This is a genomic window from Pseudomonas sp. FEN (genome assembly GCF_904067045.1).
Lineage (GTDB): Bacteria > Pseudomonadota > Gammaproteobacteria > Pseudomonadales > Pseudomonadaceae > Aquipseudomonas.
The window spans coordinates 108,318-129,106 of record NZ_CAJFDC010000014.1; the positions used below are offsets into that span (position 1 = coordinate 108,318).

17 protein-coding genes and 1 riboswitch are annotated in these 20,789 nt (G+C 60.9%); of the genes, 9 read left to right on the forward strand and 8 right to left on the reverse strand.

What is annotated here, in order from left to right:
• The first annotated feature begins 182 nt into the window (after window positions 1–182).
• Window positions 183–1,856 (forward strand): response regulator, encoded by a 1,674-nt coding sequence (locus tag PFEN_RS16950; protein ID WP_224770988.1) that lies wholly within the window; start codon window positions 183–185, stop codon window positions 1,854–1,856.
• Window positions 1,857–1,862: 6 nt separating this feature from the next.
• Here the strand turns inward: PFEN_RS16950 and PFEN_RS16955 are convergent, their stop codons facing one another.
• The 5 genes from PFEN_RS16955 to PFEN_RS16975 all read right to left on the reverse strand — a co-directional run bounded on the left by PFEN_RS16955 (window position 1,863) and on the right by PFEN_RS16975 (window position 8,386).
• On the reverse strand, window positions 1,863–2,240 hold the full coding sequence (locus tag PFEN_RS16955) for a response regulator (protein ID WP_191487975.1): 378 nt from the start codon (window positions 2,238–2,240) through the stop codon (window positions 1,863–1,865).
• A gap of 80 nt (window positions 2,241–2,320) precedes the next feature.
• Window positions 2,321–3,502, reverse strand: coding sequence for a hybrid sensor histidine kinase/response regulator (locus tag PFEN_RS16960; RefSeq protein ID WP_191487976.1), 1,182 nt, complete (start codon window positions 3,500–3,502; stop codon window positions 2,321–2,323).
• Window positions 3,496–4,101, reverse strand: coding sequence for a chemotaxis protein CheB (locus PFEN_RS16965; protein ID WP_191487977.1), 606 nt, complete (start codon window positions 4,099–4,101; stop codon window positions 3,496–3,498). Before PFEN_RS16965 ends, PFEN_RS16960 begins: the two co-directional genes overlap by 7 nt.
• Window positions 4,098–4,913 (reverse strand): CheR family methyltransferase, encoded by an 816-nt coding sequence (locus tag PFEN_RS16970; protein WP_191487978.1) that lies wholly within the window; start codon window positions 4,911–4,913, stop codon window positions 4,098–4,100. The genes PFEN_RS16965 and PFEN_RS16970 overlap by 4 nt, the downstream gene beginning before the upstream one ends.
• Window positions 4,913–8,386 carry a response regulator gene (locus PFEN_RS16975; RefSeq protein ID WP_191487979.1) on the reverse strand — a complete coding sequence of 1,158 codons (3,474 nt, stop codon included), beginning with the start codon at window positions 8,384–8,386 and terminating at the stop codon, window positions 4,913–4,915. Before PFEN_RS16975 ends, PFEN_RS16970 begins: the two co-directional genes overlap by 1 nt.
• 264 nt (window positions 8,387–8,650) lie before the next feature.
• Here PFEN_RS16975 and PFEN_RS16980 point away from each other — a divergent pair, with 264 nt between their 5' ends.
• The 6 genes from PFEN_RS16980 to PFEN_RS17005 all read left to right on the forward strand — a co-directional run bounded on the left by PFEN_RS16980 (window position 8,651) and on the right by PFEN_RS17005 (window position 12,077).
• Complete coding sequence (locus tag PFEN_RS16980; protein ID WP_191487980.1) at window positions 8,651–9,007, forward strand: response regulator; 357 nt, start codon at window positions 8,651–8,653, stop codon at window positions 9,005–9,007.
• A 180-nt stretch (window positions 9,008–9,187) separates the two neighbouring features.
• Window positions 9,188–9,414: riboswitch (cobalamin riboswitch) on the forward strand.
• A gap of 94 nt (window positions 9,415–9,508) precedes the next feature.
• On the forward strand, window positions 9,509–9,694 hold the full coding sequence (locus PFEN_RS16985; protein ID WP_191487981.1) for a CbtB domain-containing protein: 186 nt from the start codon (window positions 9,509–9,511) through the stop codon (window positions 9,692–9,694).
• A 10-nt stretch (window positions 9,695–9,704) separates the two neighbouring features.
• Window positions 9,705–10,406, forward strand: coding sequence for a CbtA family protein (locus tag PFEN_RS16990; protein WP_191487982.1), 702 nt, complete (start codon window positions 9,705–9,707; stop codon window positions 10,404–10,406).
• Window positions 10,403–10,828 carry a cobalamin biosynthesis protein gene (locus PFEN_RS16995; RefSeq protein WP_191487983.1) on the forward strand — a complete coding sequence of 142 codons (426 nt, stop codon included), beginning with the start codon at window positions 10,403–10,405 and terminating at the stop codon, window positions 10,826–10,828. The genes PFEN_RS16990 and PFEN_RS16995 overlap by 4 nt, the downstream gene beginning before the upstream one ends.
• A 53-nt stretch (window positions 10,829–10,881) precedes the next feature.
• On the forward strand, window positions 10,882–11,628 hold the full coding sequence (gene cobM, locus PFEN_RS17000) for a precorrin-4 C(11)-methyltransferase (protein ID WP_191487984.1): 747 nt from the start codon (window positions 10,882–10,884) through the stop codon (window positions 11,626–11,628).
• A gap of 17 nt (window positions 11,629–11,645) precedes the next feature.
• Window positions 11,646–12,077, forward strand: a complete 432-nt coding sequence (locus PFEN_RS17005; protein WP_191487985.1) for an NUDIX hydrolase — start codon at window positions 11,646–11,648, stop codon at window positions 12,075–12,077.
• Window positions 12,078–12,182: 105 nt separating this feature from the next.
• Here the strand turns inward: PFEN_RS17005 and nfuA are convergent, their stop codons facing one another.
• Together nfuA and PFEN_RS17015 are read right to left on the reverse strand one after the other, a co-directional pair.
• Entirely contained in the window at window positions 12,183–12,767 is a 585-nt protein-coding gene (gene nfuA / locus PFEN_RS17010) for a Fe-S biogenesis protein NfuA (RefSeq protein ID WP_177056981.1), read from the reverse strand.
• Between the two features lie 57 nt (window positions 12,768–12,824).
• Window positions 12,825–13,703: an EamA family transporter gene (locus PFEN_RS17015; RefSeq protein ID WP_191487986.1), complete on the reverse strand. Its 879-nt coding sequence runs from the start codon at window positions 13,701–13,703 to the stop codon at window positions 12,825–12,827.
• A gap of 116 nt (window positions 13,704–13,819) precedes the next feature.
• On the opposite strand from PFEN_RS17015, the gene PFEN_RS17020 reads away from it, so the two are divergent.
• A complete protein-coding gene (locus PFEN_RS17020) occupies window positions 13,820–14,590 on the forward strand; it encodes an AraC family transcriptional regulator (RefSeq protein WP_191487987.1) in 771 nt (256 codons plus the stop codon).
• 10 nt (window positions 14,591–14,600) lie between these two features.
• Here PFEN_RS17020 and PFEN_RS17025 read toward each other — a convergent pair whose 3' ends face one another.
• Window positions 14,601–16,892 carry a fatty acid cis/trans isomerase gene (locus tag PFEN_RS17025; protein ID WP_191487988.1) on the reverse strand — a complete coding sequence of 764 codons (2,292 nt, stop codon included), beginning with the start codon at window positions 16,890–16,892 and terminating at the stop codon, window positions 14,601–14,603.
• 149 nt (window positions 16,893–17,041) lie between these two features.
• Between PFEN_RS17025 and metH the strand changes: the two genes are divergently transcribed.
• Window positions 17,042–20,752, forward strand: coding sequence for a methionine synthase (metH, locus tag PFEN_RS17030; protein ID WP_191487989.1), 3,711 nt, complete (start codon window positions 17,042–17,044; stop codon window positions 20,750–20,752).
• The last annotated feature ends 37 nt before the right edge of the window (window positions 20,753–20,789 follow it).

The following is a 20,789-nucleotide window of genomic DNA, read 5'->3' on the forward strand; positions in this document are numbered from 1 at the left end:
TTTGTGCCACAGGCTAAAATTTTGAACTGCCATAAATGCCGAAGGTCCAGTACAGAACAGCACCCGCCTCCCACCGGCACTGCCCCTCCCCGGGCGTAGTGGGCTCGGGGAGCATGCGCCCCAACATCACAAGAGGCATGGACGTGACCACATTGCCTGCCGTTGCTCAAGGAAGAAGATTTGTGAGTGCGCCGGAGAGGGTTTTCGAACGGGCGATTATCTTCGCGCCGTTGAGTCACGACTGCCAGATTACCCGACAAATTCTTCTCGAGGCTGGCATTCCCAGGGTCATCGCCCGGAACCTGAGCTCACTGCGCGCCAAGCTGGAGCAAGGCGCGGGCCTGGCCATCATCGCCGCCGAGGCCCTCAGCGAGGTGAATCTAGAGTCCTTGCAACACTACTTGCAGCAGCAACCGGCCTGGTCGGACCTGCCCATTGTGCTGCTGACCCACCACGGCGCGCTGGAACAGCCATTATCCTCCCGGCTCACCGACCTGCTGGGCAATGTGACCTTTCTTGAGCGGCCGTTCCACCCGGCCACCTTGATCAGCCTCGCCGCCGCCGCCATTCGCGGTCGCCGACACCAGTATGAGGCACGCGATCGCTTGATCGATTTGAACCAGAGCGAGGCGCGCCTCAAGAACACCCTGGAGACCCTGGAAACGCGGGTCCAAGAACGTACCGCGCAACTGCTGCACAACCAGGAAGCCTTGCGCCAGGCGCAGAAAATGGAAGCCGTCGGCCAGCTCACCGGCGGCATCGCCCATGACTTCAACAATATGCTGACCGGCATCATCGGCAGCCTGGAGTTGCTCAAGCGACGACTGGCCCGGGGCCGGTTCGAGGAGCTGGACAGCCTGATTGAGCTCGGTATGACCTCGGCCAACCGCGCCGCCGGGCTGACTCACCGCTTGCTGGCTTTTTCCCGGCGCCAGTCGCTGGACGCCAAGCCGGTCGACATGAACGCCCTGGTGACCGCCATGGGCGAGCTGCTGCGGCATAACCTCAATGAAAGCATTCACCTGGAACTGGCCCTGGGTGAAGATCTGTGGATCGCCGAAACCGATCCCAAGCAGTTGGAAAGCGCCCTGCTCAACCTCGTGTTCAATGCCCGCGATGCCATGCCGGACGGCGGTAACCTGCGGGTCGGGAGCTTCAATCAATCACTGGACCGGGCGTTCACCGAGTCCCAGGACAACCTGGAGCCAGGCGATTATGTCGTGCTGCAGGTTCGCGACACCGGTAGCGGCGTGCCGCAAGGCATCATCAACCGGGTATTCGATCCGTTTTTCACTACCAAGCCGATCGGCCTGGGAACTGGCCTGGGCCTGTCGATGATCTACGGGTTCAGCAAACAGTCCCGTGGCCATGTCGTCCTCGACAGCACCGTCGGCCAGGGCACCACGGTCAATCTTTACCTGCCACGCTACCAAGGCGCGCCGATGGCCCGGAACGAGCATGCCCGCTCAGGCCGCGCGCCCAGTGTCGAAGACGGTGAAACGGTATTGATCGTCGAGGATGACCCGGCGGTACGGCTGCTGGTCAGCGAAGTCCTCGCAGAGTTGGGTTACCGCTTCCTCGAGGCTGGCGACGCCAATGGGGCGATACCGATCCTCGACTCGAGCCAGCGGATCGACCTGCTGATCAGCGACGTCGGACTGCCAGGCATGAACGGGCGTCAACTGGCGGAGATCGGCCGACAACTGCGGCCGGAGCTGAAGATCCTGTTCATCACCGGCTATGCCGAACGCGCGGCGGTGCGCGGCGATTTCCTCGAGCCAGGCATGCAACTGATCACCAAGCCCTTCACGTTCGACCTGCTGACGGCCAAGGTTCGCGAGATGATCTGCGTTTGAAACGCTTCAGGCCAACAGCTTGCGAATCTGATCCTGCAGGGTATCCAGGTCGAACGGCTTGGCCAGAATCGGTGCACTGCGGGCGATAGGACTGTTCGACTCGCGGATTTCCGCCGGGTAGCCACTGATGAAGATCACCTTGAGGTCCGGCCGCAGCTTGACCGCGGGCTCGGCGATGCCCACACCGGAAATGCCTCCGGGTAAACGGAAGTCGGTGACCATCAGGTCCAGGTTGGGCTTGCTCGCCAGGATCTCGAACGCTTCCTCGCTGTTTCCCGCTTGCAGTACCCGATATCCTTCGCTGGAGAGGTACGCCGAAAGGACCATCAGGATCGAAGGGTCGTCCTCGACGATCAATACGACGTCTTGTGCATCTTCACTCATGGGAAGCCTTCATTATTCTCAAAACTGCTGCCAATACGACCATCGGGTCCCCCAGAGGTTGCGTCTGATGTCGTTTTTTCCTACAGAGGCAGACAAACGCAGAACAAGGCCCCTTCGCCAAGGGTACTCTCGACGGTAATGCGACCACCATGGGCGACGACGATCTGCTCGGAAATATATAATCCCAGTCCCAATCCGGCGCTGGCATGACTGCCGGAAACCCGCTCGAACTGCCGGAAGATCCGCGCCTGGTCATCTTCGCCGATGCCGATGCCGCGGTCACGCACTTCAATCCGGGCCTCGTCGGCGTGACGATAGACGCGCACTTCGATCGGGTTCTTGGCACCATAGCGCAAGGCGTTGGTCAACAGGTTGGAGATGACCTGCCCGATGCGGAACTCGTCCCACTCGCCTTCCAGCGCAGCCTCGCCCGAGTAGCTGATCGGCGACTCGGCCGCCGCTGCCTGCGGCGCGAAGCTCCCCAGCAACTTGCTCACCAACTGCACCAGATCCAGGCGTGCGGGACGGATCGACAGCTTGCCGGTACGAATGCGCGAGACATCGAGCATGTCCTCGATCAGGCGAATCAGGCTGTGGATCTGCCGCTCGTCGCGCTCGACCATGCTGCGTATCTTGTCCAGGGTGAAGGCGGCGGTGTTGTCCCTGGCCAGATGCATCTTGCGCAGCTGGGTTTCCAGGATCAAACCGTTGAGCGGCGTGCGCACCTCATGGGAAACAATCGACATGAAATCGTCGCGCATGCGCACTGCGTGCTGCAACTCTTCCTGGGTCGCCTGCAGTTTGGCCAGCAGCACCTCCTGCTCGCGACGGCTCTGTTCCAGTGCTTCGACTTGCAGCTTCATCGCCTTGCGCTGGCGATAGAGATCGACGAAGACGCTGACCTTGCTCTTCACCGCCTGGGGGTCGAGCGGCTTGTGCAGAAAATCCACCGCGCCACTCTCGTAGCCCTTGAAGGCATAGTTGCGCTCACGGCCAGCGGCGCTGACAAAGACGATGGGGATATTCCTGGTCCTCTCGGTGCCACGCATCAACTCGGCCAGTTCAAAACCATTCATGCCCGGCATCTGCACATCGAGAATGGCCATGGCGAACTCGTGCTGAAGCAGCAGCGACAACGCCTCATCGGCCGAGAGCGCCTTGTAGACGATGCGGTCCTCGCGCTTGATCAGCGCCTCCAGCGCCAGCAGATTCTCCGGCAGATCATCGACGATCAGCAATTTGGCCTGGATGCTACTTAACATGCGATTCGTTCCAGCTCGACCAGCAGACGGCCGATGCCTTGCAAAGAAAGAAGATAATCCGGCTGGTGCAGCGTCAACGCGGCTTCGGGCATGGTCGACACCCGGGCGTCGCGCGGGTCCTGCACTACGGTCAGGCCGCCTTGGCGCTTGATTTGCGCCAGGCCCTGGGCGCCGTCCTGATTGGCGCCGGTCAAGAGTATGCCCATCAGGTGCGAGCCATAAGTGTCCGCCGCTGACTCGAAAAGATAATCGATCGAAGGTCGCGAATAATGTACCCGTTCTTCGCAACTGAAAGAAAAGCTGCGGTCCAGTTCGATGGACAGATGATACCCCGGGGCGGCAAAGTACAAGGTCCCAGGCACAATACTCTCTTTATCGTCGGCCTCTTTCACCGGCAGCGCCAGGCGCCGCCCGAACACCTCGGCCAACTGGCTACGACGTTCTTCGGGCATATGCAGGACGGTCACGATGGGCAGGCCAAACCCCGCTGGCAGTGCGCCGAACACGCTCATCAGCGCTTCGACCCCGCCCGCCGAAGCGCCTACGACGACCGCCTCGATTCGTCGCAGATCAGTAAGGTCCAGTATCGGGTCGCTCATGATTTACGGTAGATCCGTTCTTGTTTGACCAACGCCTCGAACTGTTTGCCATAGGTTGAAAAATCCAGGGTTTCCTTGCTACCCAGCGCCAGAAAACCCCGATGGCACAACGACTCGTGGAACAAGCCAAGGGCTCGTTCCTGAAGCTTTTTATTAAAATAAATCAATACGTTACGACACGAAATTAACTGTGTTTCGGAGAATACACTATCCGTCGCCAGGCTGTGGTCGGCGAAGGTCACGTTTTCCCGTAGGGTCTTGTCGAAAATCGCGTAGCCGTAGGCCGAGTTGTAGTACTCGGAAAACTCGCGCTTGCCGCCAGACGCCAGGTAGTTGCGCGTATAGGCCTGGACACTGTCCAGGGTAAAGATGCCTTGCTTGGCCTTTTCCAGCGAATGTGGGTTGATATCGGTGGCATAGATGATCGTGCGCTCGAGCAAACCCTCTTCACGCAGCAGGATTGCCATGGAGTACACCTCCTCGCCGGTACTGCACCCGGCGATCCAGATCTTGATCGACGGATAGGTCCTGAGCAGCGGCACCACCTCCCGGCGAATCTCCAGGAAATGCCCGGGATCGCGGAACATCTCACTCACCGGAATGGTCAGGAACTGCAGCAGCCGCATGAACGCCGCCGGATCATGCAGCACGCGCTCCTGCAGCGCCGAGATGGTCGCGCAATCAAGCTGGCGCAAGGCATGCTGGACCCGGCGCTTGATGGAGGCACCGGAATAGTCACGAAAATCATAGCTGTACTTGAGGTAAATGGCCTCGATCAACAACCGCAACTCGATATCGCTACTTCGCTCCACTAGATCCTTTCCATCTTCGGTAGCCACACGCGGATCAACGAGAACAGCCGGTCCAGATCAATGGGTTTGGCCAGATAGTCGTTGGAACCGGCTTGCAGGCAGCGCTCCTGGTCATCCTTCATGGCCTTGGCGGTCACCGCAATGATCGGTAGCTTGCGCCAGCGCGGGTCCTTGCGGATCTCGATGGTGGCTTCGTAACCATCCATCTCCGGCATCATCACATCCATCAGCACCAGGTCGATGTCTTCCACTTCGTTGAGTTTTGCTATCGCCTCGCGGCCATTGCGAGCGATTTCGACAATAGCGCCCTTGTGCTCCAGCGCACTGGTCAAGGCGAAGATATTGCGCACATCGTCGTCCACCAGCAGGATCTTGCGCCCTTCGAAGACCTTGTCGCGACTGCGGGCGGTCTTGAGCATGCGCTGTCTTTCATGGGACAGCTGGGATTCGACTTTGTGCAGAAAGAGTGTCACTTCATCGAGCAGGCGCTCCGGCGAGCGGGCGCCCTTGATGATGATCGAACGCGAATATTTGTGCAGTTCGGCCTCTTCGTCGCGAGTCAGGTTGCGTCCGGTATAGACGATGACCGGCGGGAAAGCGCGGATGTCTTCGGTGGACATGCGCTTGAGCAACTCGTTGCCGAGCATGTCCGGCAGCTTGAGGTCGATGATCATGCAGTCATAGACATTCTCGCGCAGCAGGTCCAAGGCATCCTGGGCCAGGCCCACGGCGGTGATCTCGATATCGTCGTCGCCGATCAGGCGGGCAATGCTGTCGCGCTGCAGATCGTCGTCTTCCACCAGCAGCAGGCGCTTGAGCTTCTGGGTGAGCTTGGCCTCCAGACGCGAGAAAATCTCCTTGAGTTCGTCGCGGGTGGTCGGTTTGAGCGCATAGCCCATGGCCCCCATGTGCATGGCGGCCTCGACGCGGTCCTCGACGGAAATCACGTGCACCGGGATGTGCCGGGTCGACGACATTTCCTTGAGGCGCTGCAAAACCGTCAGGCCGGAGTGATCCGGCAGACGCATGTCCAGCAGGATCGCGTCGGGGATGAACTGGGTGGCGAGCGCAAAGCCCTCGTCGGCGCCATGGGCCACCAGGCACTGATAACCCAGCTCATGGGCCAGGTCGTAGAGAATCTGCGCAAATTTCGACTCATCTTCGATCACCAGGATGCAGCGCGTGGTGAACGGCCCTTTTTCACGGTCGTCGGCAAAGCGCTGGGCCAGCGTTTCCACGACCTCCGGTGACAGATTCCGTGGCGGGTCCAGGGTGGGCAGTAGCACCGGCGCGGCGACAACCGGCGCGGAACCCTCGCCGTCCCGGTGCTGCGCAAACCGCTCCGGCAACACCAGCGTAAAGACGCTGCCTTGCCCGACCTGGCTGGCCACGCTGATGGAGCCGCCCAGCAACGCCGCCAGGTCGCGAGAAATCGATAGCCCGAGGCCGGTGCCGCCGTAGCGGCGATTGGTTGTGCCGTCCGCCTGGCGAAACGCCTCGAAAATGCTTTCGTGCTGTTCAGGCGCGATACCGATGCCGGAGTCACGCACGGCAAAGGCGATACCACCCCCGGGCTGGCGGGAAACGACCAGGCTGACCCGGCCTGTCTCGGTGAACTTGATGGCGTTGGACAGCAGATTCTTGAGCACCTGTTCCAAGCGCTGCCGGTCGGTGAACAGCGTCAGCGGCGCGTCCGCGCGCAGCTCGACGTCGAACCCCAGCAGTTTGTCGCTGGCCAGTGGTTGGAACAGGTCCCGCAGCCCCTCCACCAGGCGCTCGACGCTGGTGTTTTCCGGGCGCACTTCGAGCTTGCCGGCCTCGACCTTGGAAATATCGAGGATATCGTTGATCAGGTTCAGCAGATCGTTACCGGCGCTATAGATCGACTCGGCGAACCTGACCTGTTCCTCGGTCAGGTTCGCCTCGGAGTTCTCCGCCAGCAGCTTGGACAGGATCAGCGAGCTGTTGAGCGGCGTGCGCAGCTCATGGGACATGTTGGCGAGAAACTCGGACTTGTACTTGCTCGAACGTTGCAGCTCCGCGGCCCGCTCCTCGAGTTGCACCTGCGCCTGATTCAACTCGTTGTTCTTGAGGTCCATGGCGTCACGCTGCCTGGCCAACTGTTCGTTGGTCTGCTCGAGTTCGCTTTGCTGGGTTTCCAGGTGAACCTGCGACTCCTTGAGTATCCGCGACTGTTCTTCCAGTTCTTCGTTGGCGGTTCTGAGTTCTTCCTGCTGGACTTGCAGCTCTTCGTTGAGCTGCTGGGTCTCGGCGAGGACCTCCTGCAAGCGCTGGCGGTAACGCGCAGCCTCGATGGAAGTACCAATATTGTCGGCGATCAGTTCCAGCAGCTCGACATCACGCTCGTTCAGGGGCCGCAGGAAGCCCAGTTCGATCACCCCGTTGACCCGGTCATCGTTGCTGATCGGCATCACCAGCACGCTGCGCGGCGCACCGTCCCCCAGGCCCGAGCTGACCTTGAAGTAGTCCACCGGCACGTCGTCCAGGCGAATCAGATGGCCCTGGCCCGCAGCCTGGCCGACCAAGCCCTCATCGCTGTAAATCGTTTGTTCCCGTTGTTCCTGCTCGCGGGAAAAGCCATAACTGGCCACGCGATTCAGGGCGCCATACTCCTCGCGGACATACAACGCCGCCACGGCACTGCCCATGTACTGGGCACAGAATTGGAGGATATTGCGCCCCAACAGATTAAGGGTCAGTTGGCCCAACACCTGCTCGGCCAATTGGGTCTGGCCGCCACGTAACCAGGCCTGCTGCTCAAGGCGCTCCGCACTCTTGACTCGTGACGCCAGGTTCTTTGCATAACTATTTGAAAGTGATAACAAATCACGCCGACCAACAAAGGCCAGCAAGGCACTCAGCCCCAACACAAAGATGAGGTAGAGAGCGATACTCCAGACGGTGGCGCGACTCACCAGTTCATTGCGCGCAAGCCGCAGTTGCTGCTCGGTGTTGACGGCATTTTCGAACTCGCTACGAATCTCATCGCTCAGGTGCTTGCCGCGTCCCGCCTTGATCGCCCCCCGGTAGTCGCCGTTGGAACGCTGCAGATTGATCATTCCTTGCGCGTACTCGGTCCAGGCGTCCTGCAAGGCTTCGATGCGCTTGAAGCGATCAACCTGCTGCGGGTTATCCGCAACCAGTTCCTGCAAGCTGTGCAGCTCAGCGATGATCTTCGGCTTGGCGGTTTCATAGGGGTCGAGGAAATGCTCATCGCCGGTAATCAGGAACCCACGCATACCGGTTTCAAGATCGACCGAGAGTTTCATCGCCTCGTTGGTATTGTTGATGACCCGGTCGGTATGCTCGACCCACTGGATCACCGACAACAGATAGGTGATCAACGAGACGAAAAACACTGCACTGAGTACCCCGACGCCCAGGGGCAAGCTGACGTTACGGCTCAACAACTTGCGAAAGCTTTGTTCATCCACCGAAGACGAAGAATTCATTTCTGGGTCCGGATTATATAAGTCGTTGATTTTCAAGGAGTCGGTCGTAAGTCCATCGAAAAGGCTCCCTCTTTCTCACAGCTTAGAATGCAATGCCCCAAGCCGCACTGCCGTGACGCGATAACAGACCTTAGCCTATTATCTTGTACATTCGTTTTTTTCTGTACAGGCACGGGAACTTGTCTTGCCTGATGACTCACTGATAGCTGAGGCCAATCGCTTCGGCAGCCGGCCCCATTACTTCAATTTTCAGGATATCTCCTTATGCCAGCAGCCCCCTCCACCATCCTTGTCGTCGAAGACGATGCCGTCGTGCGCATGCTGATCGTCGACGTCCTTGAGGAATTGGAGTTCAAGGTCCTGGAGGCCGCTGACAGTGACAAGGCCCTGGATATTCTGAGACAGAGCGAGACCCGCATCGATCTGCTGATGACCGATATCGGGCTACCTGAAATGGATGGCCGCGAATTGGCCAAGGCTGCTTGCCAGTTGCGCCCCGGACTGCCGATCCTGTTTGCCAGCGGCTACGCCGAAAGCATTGAACTGGCGCCCGGCATGCAACTGATCGGCAAGCCATTCTCCATAGATCAACTTAGACTCAAGATCAAAGAAATTCTATAACTATATGATTTTAATTAATATTTTATTCTAGAATTTACTTTAACTTTACCTTCGCCCGGTAGGAACAGAGCTTGCTCGCGAAGAGCCCCTTGAGACCGCTAAAAGCTTCGCTGCGGCGCGGCGTCCCGACAAGCCTGGCGCCTGCACCCTGCATTGACGCCCCCGGGCTTTGCATGTTCTCCTAGTCACCTTGTTTTGGGTGCCCTTCACAGGGTGAAACGGGAAACCGGTGCGTCAGTGCGCGTGTATTCATGCCTGACCAGTCCGGTGCTGCCCCCGCAACGGTAAGCGAGAGAAGCGTCAGATCCACTGTGCCGACACTGGCATGGGAAGGCGATGCTTGATGGTCCGGGCCCTGCCCGAATCCCTCGCAAGCCCGGAGACCGGCCCAGAAAAAATCAATAACAAACCTGCGGTGGGCAGGCGCTGTTGCAACCTCCGGGCACCCGCTCGCCGAGGTTCTTCGCGCTTTCGCCCGCTGACATTTCAGAGGGAAGCGCCATGTCAACCACTACCGTCCGCCATTCGACCGCCATCACCGATACCCGGAGCCAACGCCTGGTCGCCGCCATCGGTGCCGCCGTATTGGGGGCCGCGCTGGTCTACTTCGCCGGGTTCTCCCATATCGCCGCCGTGCACAACGCCGCTCACGATACCCGTCACAGTTCGGCCTTCCCGTGCCATTGAGAATCCAGCCATGATCAAGCGAATTGCGCAAACAGCCGGGTTCACCGGTCTGCTGGCGGCGTTGTTGCTGACCCTGCTGCAAAGCTTCTGGGTCGCACCGCTGATTCTCCAGGCGGAAACCTATGAAAAATCCCCGGCGGCCGTGGCCCACGAACACGAACACGGCGCCATGGCCGGGCACGAACATGACGAACAAGCCTGGGAACCGGAAGACGGCTGGCAACGCGTATTGTCCACCACCGGTGGCAATCTGGTAGTGGCCGTCGGTTTCGCCCTGATGCTGGCCGGCCTCTACACCCTGCGCGCACCGAGCCGCACCTCCCAGGGCCTGCTTTGGGGACTGGCCGGCTACGCGACCTTCTGTCTGGCTCCGACCCTGGGCCTGCCGCCAGAACTGCCGGGCACCGCGGCCGCGGACCTGCTGCAACGGCAAATCTGGTGGGCCGGCACGGCAGCGTCCACGGCCGTCGCGATCGCCCTGGTGGTATTCGGCCGGCATTGGGCGCTCAAGGCACTTGGCCTGGCCATTGTGCTGCTGCCGCATGTGCTCGGCGCCCCGCAGCCGGAGGTTCATTCCAGCTTGGCGCCGCAAGCCCTGGAGGCGCAATTCAAGATCGCTTCGCAGCTGACCAATGCGCTGTTCTGGCTGGCCCTGGGCCTGATCAGCGCCTGGTTGTTCCGGCGCAAGACCGACGATCACTACTCGGCATGACGGAAACGCCAGCGCCACCCACCCTCGCGGTCGGCCTCGGCTGTCGACGCGGCTGCGATGCTTCGACCTTGCAGGTACTGCTGGAACAGTCGCTGCTGACCCATCGGATTGACCTTCGGTCTATCAAGGGGTTGGCGAGCATTGATAAGAAAAAGGTTGAGCCAGGACTGCTCGAACTTGCGCAACGCCTGAACCTGCCCCTGGTGTTTTTCAGCGCGGCTGAGCTGGGCGCTTACGAGGCCCGTCTCAGCCATCGCTCCCGCCGGGCCTTCGAACAGACCGGCTGCCATGGCATCGCCGAAAGTGCCGCGCTGGCCCTGGCCGAACAGTTGGGACAAGGTCAGGCGAAACTTCTGATTTCACGCCAGAAGCACCCGCAGGCGACCTTTGCACTGGCCTGGACCGGGCAAAACCCTCGATAATCCCCTCATCCTACATGAACGATGTTCATGTGAAGCCCAGTGCAGAGAATGTCATGACTGTCTATTTCATCGGCGCCGGCCCCGGCGACCCGGAACTCATTACCGTCAAGGGGCAACGTCTGATCCGCAGTTGCCCGGTGATTATCTATGCCGGCTCCCTGGTGCCTGAAGCCGTCCTGCAAGGCCACTGCGCCACCCAGGTGGTCAACAGCGCCGAGCTGCACCTGGAACAGATCATCGACCTGATCAAGGCGGCCGATGCCCTGGGCCAGGACGTGGCACGGGTACATTCGGGCGATCCATCCCTCTACGGTGCCATTGGTGAACAGATCCGCCATCTGCGCGAACTGGGCATCGCCTATGAAGTCGTCCCCGGCGTCACCGCGACCGCCGCTTGCGCAGCCCTGCTCGGTACCGAGCTGACGCTGCCGGATATCTCCCAAAGCCTGATTCTCACCCGTTATGCCGACAAAACCGCGATGCCGGCCGGCGAAGAACTGAGCAGCCTGGCCCAGCACAGGGCGACCATGGCGATTCACCTGGGGGTCAATCACCTGGCCAAGATCGTCGGTGAGCTGCTACCCCATTACGGTGCGGACTGCCCGGTCGCGGTTATCCATCGCGCCACCTGGCCCGACCAGGATTGGGTGCAAGGGACATTGACCGACATTCTGGCCAAGGTCGAGACCAAGGGCTTTCGCCGCACGGCCTTGATCCTGGTCGGACGCGTGCTGGCCAGTGATCACTTCGGCGAGTCTTCGCTGTATCGGGCCGCTCACGCCCATCTTTATCGCCCCTGATCGGGAGGAATGAGCCCATGTCCGAACAGCTGTTTTCCGGTGCCAAGCTGGCCCTGATCTGCGGTGATGAGCTGCTGACCTATCTGCGCGACATGAAGGATGGCATTCCCTATCCCGGACACTGGGACTTTGCCGGTGGCGGTCGCGAGGGTGAGGAAACCCCGAGCGAATGCGCGCTCAGGGAGCTGGACGAGGAGTTTTCCCTGAGCTTTGAGGCCGAGCGCATCGAATGGGCACGACGCTATCCCAGTGTCACCCAGCCCGATACCCACTCGTGGTTTCTGGTGGGGCAACTGAGTCATGCGGAAATCGCCGCGATTCGGTTTGGCGACGAGGGTCAGTACTGGCGGATGATGGCGATTGCCGAGTACCTGGAGCACCCGCTGGGTGTGCCCTATCTGCAAGAGCGGCTGCGTGACTACCTGGAGAACCGGGTTTCCGAGTCGTAGTCATGTGCCGCTCTCAACGGCCTCAACCGATCCGCCATAAAAAAACGGTGCTCACGGGCACCGTTTTTTTTCGAACCGCACGCAACGCACGCCCTGCTACCGAACTCAGTAGTAGGCGTTTTCTTTCTGCGTATGGTCGGTCACGTCACGCACACCCTTGAGCTCGGGAATCCGCTCGAGCAAGGTGCGCTCGATGCCTTCCTTCAAGGTCACGTCGGCCTGGCCGCAGCCCTGGCAACCACCGCCGAACTGCAGCACGGCGATACCATCCTCGACCACTTCGATCAGGCTGACCTGGCCACCGTGGCTGGCCAGTCCCGGGTTGATCTCGGTTTGCAGGTAATAGTTGATGCGCTCGTTGACCGGGCTGTCGGCGTTGACCATCGGCACCTTGGCGTTGGGCGCCTTGATGGTCAGCTGGCCACCCATGCGGTCGGTGGCGTAATCGACCACCGCATCATCGAGAAAGGCTTCGCTGAAGGAATCGATCCACGCGGTAAAGCTCTTGAGCCCCAGCGCGGTGTCTTCAGGTTTTTCCTCGCCCGGCTTGCAGTAGGCAATACAGGTTTCGGCGTACTGGGTACCCGGCTGGGTAATGAAAACGCGGATGCCAATCCCCGGGGTGTTCTGCTTGGACAGCAGATCAGCCAGGTAATCGTGGGCGGCATCGGTAATGGTTATGGCGCTCATGGAATCTCCTCACAGACTTGCCAGCAGTTTACGCCAATCGGGCCGCCTGAAAAAGTCCTAGTATTCTGGTCGGGAAAGCAGCGAGCGCCACGGGATCGATCCCAGCAGCAACGCCGAGAAAATCAGCGCGCTCGCCACCCAGCCCGACGGACTCGGCCAGATGCCGAGTATCAGGATCGAGCCGACGATACCGAATACCGGAATCAGCAGCGAGAGCGGTGCCACCCGGGACAACGGATATTCCCGCAGCAGCAGGTTCCAGCCCCAGTAACACAGGTGCGTGGCACCATAGACCTGGAACGCCAGGGAGAGCAGCACGCCGGCCCCGGCCTGATCCGCCAGCGCGACGAAAGGCAGAGCACCACGCTGGAGCCAGGTAAGCAGGAACAGCGGCAGCGGCGCGAACAAGCTGGCCCAGACCACGAACGCGAAGACCTCTTTGACCCGGGACAGCTTGATCAGCACGTTGCCCAGGCTCCAGGCCATGGCACTGAGCATAATCAGCAGCAACCCGGTCCGGCTCTCGCCCGCAGGGCTGTCGAACAAGACGCAGGCCAGCCCCACGGCCGCGAGCAGCACGCCACTCGTCTGCAGCCCACTCAACGACTCGCGAAACAGCAGCACGCCCCAGCCCAGGGTGAAGAATGCGCTGGTCTGGATCAGCAGCGCCGCGGTCCCCGGCGGCACCCCCTGGCTGATGCCGAAGTTGATCAACCCCCACATGACGACCCCGAAAATCACCCCATACGCGGCGATCCAGCCCAGCGCCACTTGCGGTCGACGGATAAAAAAGACCCACGGTAGCGCTGCCAGGGTAAAGCGCAGTGCCGTCAGCAGTAGCGGGTCGATACGACTCAATCCCAGCTTGGTGATGGGGAAGTTGAGGCCCCAGACAGCCGTGACGAGCACGGCGAGCAACAGGTGTTTTTTCTGCATGGCAAAAGATCCGAAAGGTCAGGCCCGACGATACGACTCGCCGGCACCCTGCTACTCTGCCGCTGCACTCGATGGCCCGCTTGCCATTGAAGGTCAAATAGCGCTAAAAATGGGCCATGCCTATCCAGTCTGCCGATTTTTACCCGATGACTCCGCGCGAGGTGGTCGTTACCCGCCACGACTACGCCGATGGCCAATCCTTTGAGCGGCACAGTCATCCACGGGGCCAGTTCGCCTATGCGGCCTGTGGGGTCATCACAGTGTTTACCGATGAGGGCGACTGGGTGGTCCCCCCGGGACGTGCCATCTGGGTCCCTGCCGCACAGCCACATGCCATGTGCATGCGCGGTCCGGTGACCATGCTCAACGCCTATATTGTGGAAAGCGCCCAGCAACGCCTGGCACTGGCCGAACAATGTCAGGTGCTGGGGGTTTCCGAACTGCTGCGGCACTTGTTGGAGCAGGCAGCGCAGGTTGCCGACCAGCCCTCGGCCAGTGAGCGCGACGGTTGCCTGTTGGAACTATTGCTCCATGAGATCGCCTGGATGCCCAGGCTGGAGCTGAACGCGCCGCTGCCCAGGGAACCCCGCCTGGCGAAGATTTGCCGTCAGTTGCTTGACCAGCCTTCACTGGGCACGGGGATCGATGAGATGGCCCGAGCGGCGGGAATGAGTCGCCGCACCTTTACCCGGCTGTTTCGCCAGCACACCGGCGTCAGCTTTGTCGAATGGCGCCAGCAGGCTTGCCTGCTGGCAGCGGTGGTGCGCCTGGGCAATGGCGAACAGGTGACGCGGGTAGCCATGGAACTCGGCTACAGCAGCCCGAGCGCCTTTGCCACGGTGTTCCGGCGCATACTGGGCGAGCCGCCCAGTCGCTATTTCCAGTAACGCCCCGGCCTCAAAGGTTCTCGTAGCGGTTCATATCGAGCACACCGGCATTCACCGGGTCGGTTTCCCGCAGGTAGGTCGTCAGATCGTGGAAATACACCCAGAACTGCGGATGACTGCGGCGAATTCCCCAGCGCTGGACGATCTGCTCGAACCCGGCGGCGTCCTTGGCCTGTTCCATGGCATCGACAAACGCCGGCACCTGATCGGCCGGAATATTGAACAGGAAGTTCGGGTAGCTGCTGAGAATCCCCGGGTAAATGGTCACGGTGTCCAGCCCCGACTGATAGCGAGATTCCTCACCGAGCATGAACGCCACGTTGCTATGGGCACGATTGCGCAACAGGCTGTAGATCTCGCGCTTGCCACCACGGCTTTCGATACGCAACATCGTGGCTTCCGGCAACTGGTCGATGACCTTGAGCCCGGCCGCCGGACGCGCGGTCAAACGACTCAGGGACTGCTCGGCCTCCTGCAACTGCGGGTCGATATTCGGTCGTGAACAGTACGCACCGGCACACCGGTTGATCGGGTCCGGGTGGGCATTGAGATCGCCGTAGCGCACCAGTAACTGCTTGGCGAAATCGCGCTTGGGATCCTTTTCATCGAGCTGCAGGGCACTCGGCTTGCTGTTGTCGATGTGCTCGTAGTCGAGCCACATCTTCACCTTACCGCCGTTCTGGTACCAGTCGTCAAGGTAAGCGTCGCGCGAGTTCGCCGGCATCAGGCGCAGGAAATTCTGCTCGGCGCCGTTGCGGATCAGGTCGAAATACAGCCGCGTCTGCGCCTGGTGCGACACATTACCGAACACATCGAAGTTCACCACCAACTGATAGTACGTGCGCTCCAGCAGTGGGTAATCGAACAGCCACATCGTCTGTGGCACCTCGCCGATCAGGCCCTTGCTCACCGTGGCGCTATCGAAATGGCGGAAAATACTCAGCAACGCGTTGTCGTTACCGGCCCACAAGGTCGACCAGCTCGGTGCCCGGACATTGGCGTAGGCGTCCCTGCGCAAGGCTTCATACTCGTTGCGCTTGTCGCGATAGGCCAACCACAGGCTCAACACACTGCCGACATCGTCATTCTGTCCCGGCATCGCCAGTAACGGTGTGGCGGCGCCGCGATAAACGGGATCGGTGATGTAGAGATCATGCTCCGGTGCCTGGAACAGCGCCCAGAAGTTGTCACGGATCACGTCGCTGGCAATTTGCCCACGACAGACCGGGCCACGGATAAAGGTATCGACAAAGTACTCGGCGTTGTCGAGCATGAACTGATAGCGGGCCGCCGCCGGGATCGCCTCGAAGGTTTCAAACGGGTTGGCCCGCCGCCGCGGGCCGTAGCCCGGCGAGGCCGTGACCTGCCAGTTGCCGCTGTAGAACAGGGTCTTGATCCGCGCCATCTTCGCGGCGCTCAGGCCGAAGGTGATGTGAGTCTTGTAGACAATGACGCCCTGCACCGGCATCAGTCGGTAGTAGATCTGGACGCCCGGGTCATCGTTCGGGCGTCGGGTGTTGATCAGGTCGATGGGTTGGCCGCTGGGCGTGCGCGAACGGACCCACTGGAAGAAATGCCCCGAGTCGCCGCCGTCAAAGTAGATATGGGCCAGGAACCAGTGTTCGAACAACCAGCGCGCGACCAGGCTTTCGCGGGCGCCCGGGGCATTGAGCAAGCCCTCCCACGCGGCGATCTGCAGCGTTTCCCGGGCACTCGGCGCCACCCCTTGCTCGTCGACCGGCGCTCCGGCCGCGAGCCAGCGTTGCAGGGTCTGGTACTGCTGCTCGGTCAAACCGGTCACTGCCAGTGGCATGCCCTCTTTCGGATGGGCACCGGCATAGGCGGCGAACTCGTCCGGTAACGGACACATGTTCTCGCGCTGCAAGCCCAGCACAATCTCTTCTGGCAACTTGGCGTTGGGTTGCAACGGGGTGCGGTGGCCGAGCTCCAGCATGCGCGCCATCAGCGCGGCCTGGCTGCCCTGGGCGTCGAGTACCGAATAGAAGCCCTTGCCCCGCCAGGCAGCCGGCCCCTGGGCATCGTAGAACAGCCGGGTCGGGCGTGCCACTTCGCTGCGCGTACCATCATAGACCAGGGCCTTCGAACCTCCCCGGGTGGCCCCTTCCGCACTGCCCAGGTTGAGCTGGCACGCCGAGTCATAGCAGGCGTGGCAAGCGACACACTTCTCGGTAAAAATCGGCTGAACATCGCGGGTATAGGAAATCGCCGGCGCCGGGCCTTGTGCCTCAGCGACACCGCTAAACAATAGCAGCAAGAAAAAACCCATAGCTCTGTGCGACATATCCCTGGTCCTGAAAGAAAACGCGCAATTCTACCGCGTCAACCCGCCTTGAACATGAGCAATATTCATGAAAACCGCCCGGCACTCCAAAAGCGCACAGGTTTGCTATGATCGTGGCTCTTTCTGTATCCGTCCTTCAGGTAGTTTCCATGTCCGATCGCAGTGCTCGCCTTTATGCTCTCCAGCAAGCTCTCAAAGAGCGCATTCTGATTCTCGACGGCGGCATGGGCACCATGATCCAGAGCTACAAGCTCGAGGAACAGGACTATCGTGGCAAACGTTTCGCCGACTGGCCCAGCGATGTCAAGGGTAACAACGACCTGCTGGTCATTACCCGCCCGGATGTGATCGGCGCGATCGAGAAGGCCTACCTGGATGCTGGCGCCGATATCCTCGAAACCAACACCTTCAATGCCACCCAGGTGTCCCAGGCCGACTACGGCATGGAAGCGCTGGTCTACGAACTCAACGTGGAAGGCGCCCGTCTGGCGCGCAAGGTGGCCGATGCGAAAACCCTGGAGACGCCGGACAAGCCGCGTTTCGTTGCCGGGGTACTGGGCCCGACCAGCCGCACCTGCTCGCTGTCCCCGGACGTGAACAACCCCGGCTACCGCAATGTGACCTTCGATGAGCTGGTGGAGAACTACACCGAGGCCACCAAGGGCCTGATCGAAGGCGGTGCCGACCTGATCCTGATCGAGACTATTTTCGACACCCTCAATGCCAAGGCGGCGATCTTCGCCGTGCAGGGCGTGTATGAAGAACTCGGCTTCGAACTGCCGATCATGATTTCCGGGACCATCACCGATGCTTCCGGCCGTACCCTGTCGGGCCAGACCACCGAAGCCTTCTGGAACTCCGTGGCCCATGCCAAGCCGATCTCGGTCGGCCTGAACTGCGCCCTCGGCGCCAGCGAGCTGCGGCCGTACCTGGAAGAACTCTCGGACAAGGCCGACACCCATGTTTCCGCGCACCCCAACGCCGGCCTGCCGAACGAATTCGGCGAATACGACGAATTGCCGGCGGAAATGGCCAAGGTTGTCGAAGAATTCGCCCAGAGCGGCTTCCTGAATATCGTCGGTGGCTGCTGTGGGACCACCCCCGGGCATATCGAGGCCATCGCCAAGGCCGTTGCCGGTTACGCGCCACGGGCGATTCCGGACATTCCGAAAGCCTGTCGCCTGTCGGGCCTGGAGCCGTTCACCATCGACCGCCAGTCGTTGTTCGTCAACGTCGGCGAGCGGACCAACATCACCGGCTCCGCCAAGTTCGCCCGGCTGATCCGCGAGGACAACTACACCGAAGCCCTTGAAGTCGCCCTGCAGCAGGTGGAGTCCGGCGCCCAGGTGATCGACATCAACATGGACGAGGGCATGCTCGACTCGAAGAAGGCGATGGTCACCTTCCTCAACCTGATCGCCGGCGAACCGGATATCTCCCGCGTGCCGATCATGATCGACTCCTCCAAGTGGGAAGTGATCGAAGCCGGCCTCAAGTGCATCCAGGGCAAGGGCATCGTCAACTCCATCAGCATGAAGGAAGGTGTCGAGCAGTTCATCCACCACGCCAAGCTGTGCAAACGCTACGGCGCCGCCGTGGTGGTGATGGCCTTTGACGAAGCCGGCCAGGCCGATACCGAGGCGCGCAAGAAGGAAATCTGCAAACGCTCCTATGACATCCTGGTCAACGAAGTCGGCTTCCCCGCGCAGGACATCATCTTCGACCCGAATATCTTCGCCGTGGCCACTGGTATCGAGGAACACAACAACTACGCCGTCGACTTCATCAACGCCTGCGCCTATATCCGTGACGAGCTGCCCTATGCGCTGACCAGCGGCGGCGTGTCCAACGTGTCCTTCTCGTTCCGTGGCAACAACCCGGTGCGCGAGGCCATCCACTCGGTGTTCCTGCTGTATGCGATCCGCAACGGCCTGAGCATGGGTATCGTCAATGCCGGCCAGCTGGAGATCTACGACCAGATCCCGACGGAACTGCGCGACGCCGTCGAGGATGTGATTCTCAACCGGACCCCGGAAGGCACCGACGCCCTCCTCGCCATCGCCGACAAGTACAAGGGCGACGGCAGCGTCAAGGAAGCCGAGACCGAAGAGTGGCGTGGCTGGCCGGTCAACAAACGCCTGGAACACGCGCTGGTCAAAGGCATCACCACGCACATCGTCGAAGACACCGAAGAGTCGCGCCAGTCGTTCGCCCGCCCGATCGAAGTGATCGAAGGCCCGCTGATGTCCGGCATGAACATTGTCGGCGACCTGTTCGGCGCCGGGAAGATGTTCCTGCCCCAGGTGGTGAAATCCGCCCGGGTGATGAAACAGGCCGTGGCCCACCTGATCCCATTCATAGAACTGGAGAAAGGCGACAAACCTGAAGCCAAGGGCAAGATCCTGATGGCCACGGTCAAGGGTGACGTCCACGACATCGGCAAGAACATCGTCGGCGTGGTCCTTGGTTGCAACGGCTACGATGTCGTCGACCTCGGCGTGATGGTCCCGGCGGAGAAGATCCTGCAGGTGGCCAAGGAGCAGAAGTGCGACATCATCGGCCTGTCCGGGCTGATCACGCCGTCGCTGGATGAAATGGTCCATGTTGCCCGGGAAATGCAGCGCCAGGACTTTCACCTGCCGCTGATGATCGGCGGCGCGACCACCTCCAAGGCCCACACGGCGGTGAAGATCGAACCGCGCTACAGCAACGATGCGGTGGTCTATGTCACCGACGCCTCGCGCGCCGTGGGCGTGGCGACGCAGTTGCTGTCCAAGGAACTCAAGGCCGGCTTCGTCGAGAGAACCCGTGCCGAATACGTCGAGGTCCGCGAGCGCACGGCCAACCGCAGCGCCCGTACCGAACGCCTGAGCTATCCGGTGGCGATCGCCAAGAAGCCGCAGTTCGACTGGAGCAGCTACCAGCCGGTCAAACCGACCTTCACTGGCACCAAGGTACTGGACAATATCGACCTCAGGGTCCTGGCCGAATACATCGACTGGACCCCGTTCTTTATCTCCTGGGACCTGGCCGGCAAGTTCCCGCGCATCCTCGAAGATGAAGTGGTCGGGGAAGCCGCGACCGCCCTCTATGCCGATGCCCGGGAAATGCTCGACAAACTGATTGACGAGAAGCTGATCAGCGCCCGCGCCGTGTTCGGCTTCTGGCCGGCCAACCAGGTGCATGACGATGACCTGGAGGTCTATGGCACAGACGGTAAGCCACTGGCCAGACTGCATCACCTGCGCCAGCAGATCATCAAGACCGACGGCAAGCCGAACTTCTCCCTGGCCGACTTCGTCGCCCCCAAGGACAGCGGCGTCACCGACTACGTGGGAGGCTTTATCACCACCGCCGGGATCGGTGCCGAGGAAGTCGCCAAGGCCTACCAGGACAAGGGCGACGACTACAACTCGATCATGGTCAAGGCCCTCGCCGACCGCTTGGCCGAGGCCTGTGCCGAATGGCTGCACCAACAGGTGCGCAAGCACTACTGGGGCTATGCCAAGGACGAGCAACTGGACAACGATGCGCTGATCAAGGAGCAGTACAGCGGTATCCGTCCGGCGCCCGGCTACCCGGCCTGCCCCGACCATACCGAGAAAGGCACCCTGTTCGCCCTGCTCGACCCGGCGGCCAGCGAAGGCAAGGCCGGTGACAGCGGCGTGTTCCTCACCGAGCACTATGCGATGTTCCCGGCGGCGGCGGTCAGTGGCTGGTATTTTGCCCATCCGCAGGCGCAGTACTTCGCCGTGGGCAAGATCGACAAGGACCAGGTGCAGAGCTACACCGCGCGCAAGGGCCAGGACCTGAGCGTCAGTGAGCGCTGGTTGGCGCCGAACCTCGGCTACGACAACTGATCCCCAGCAATCGGCCATCAGCGATTGCGCAACGGCG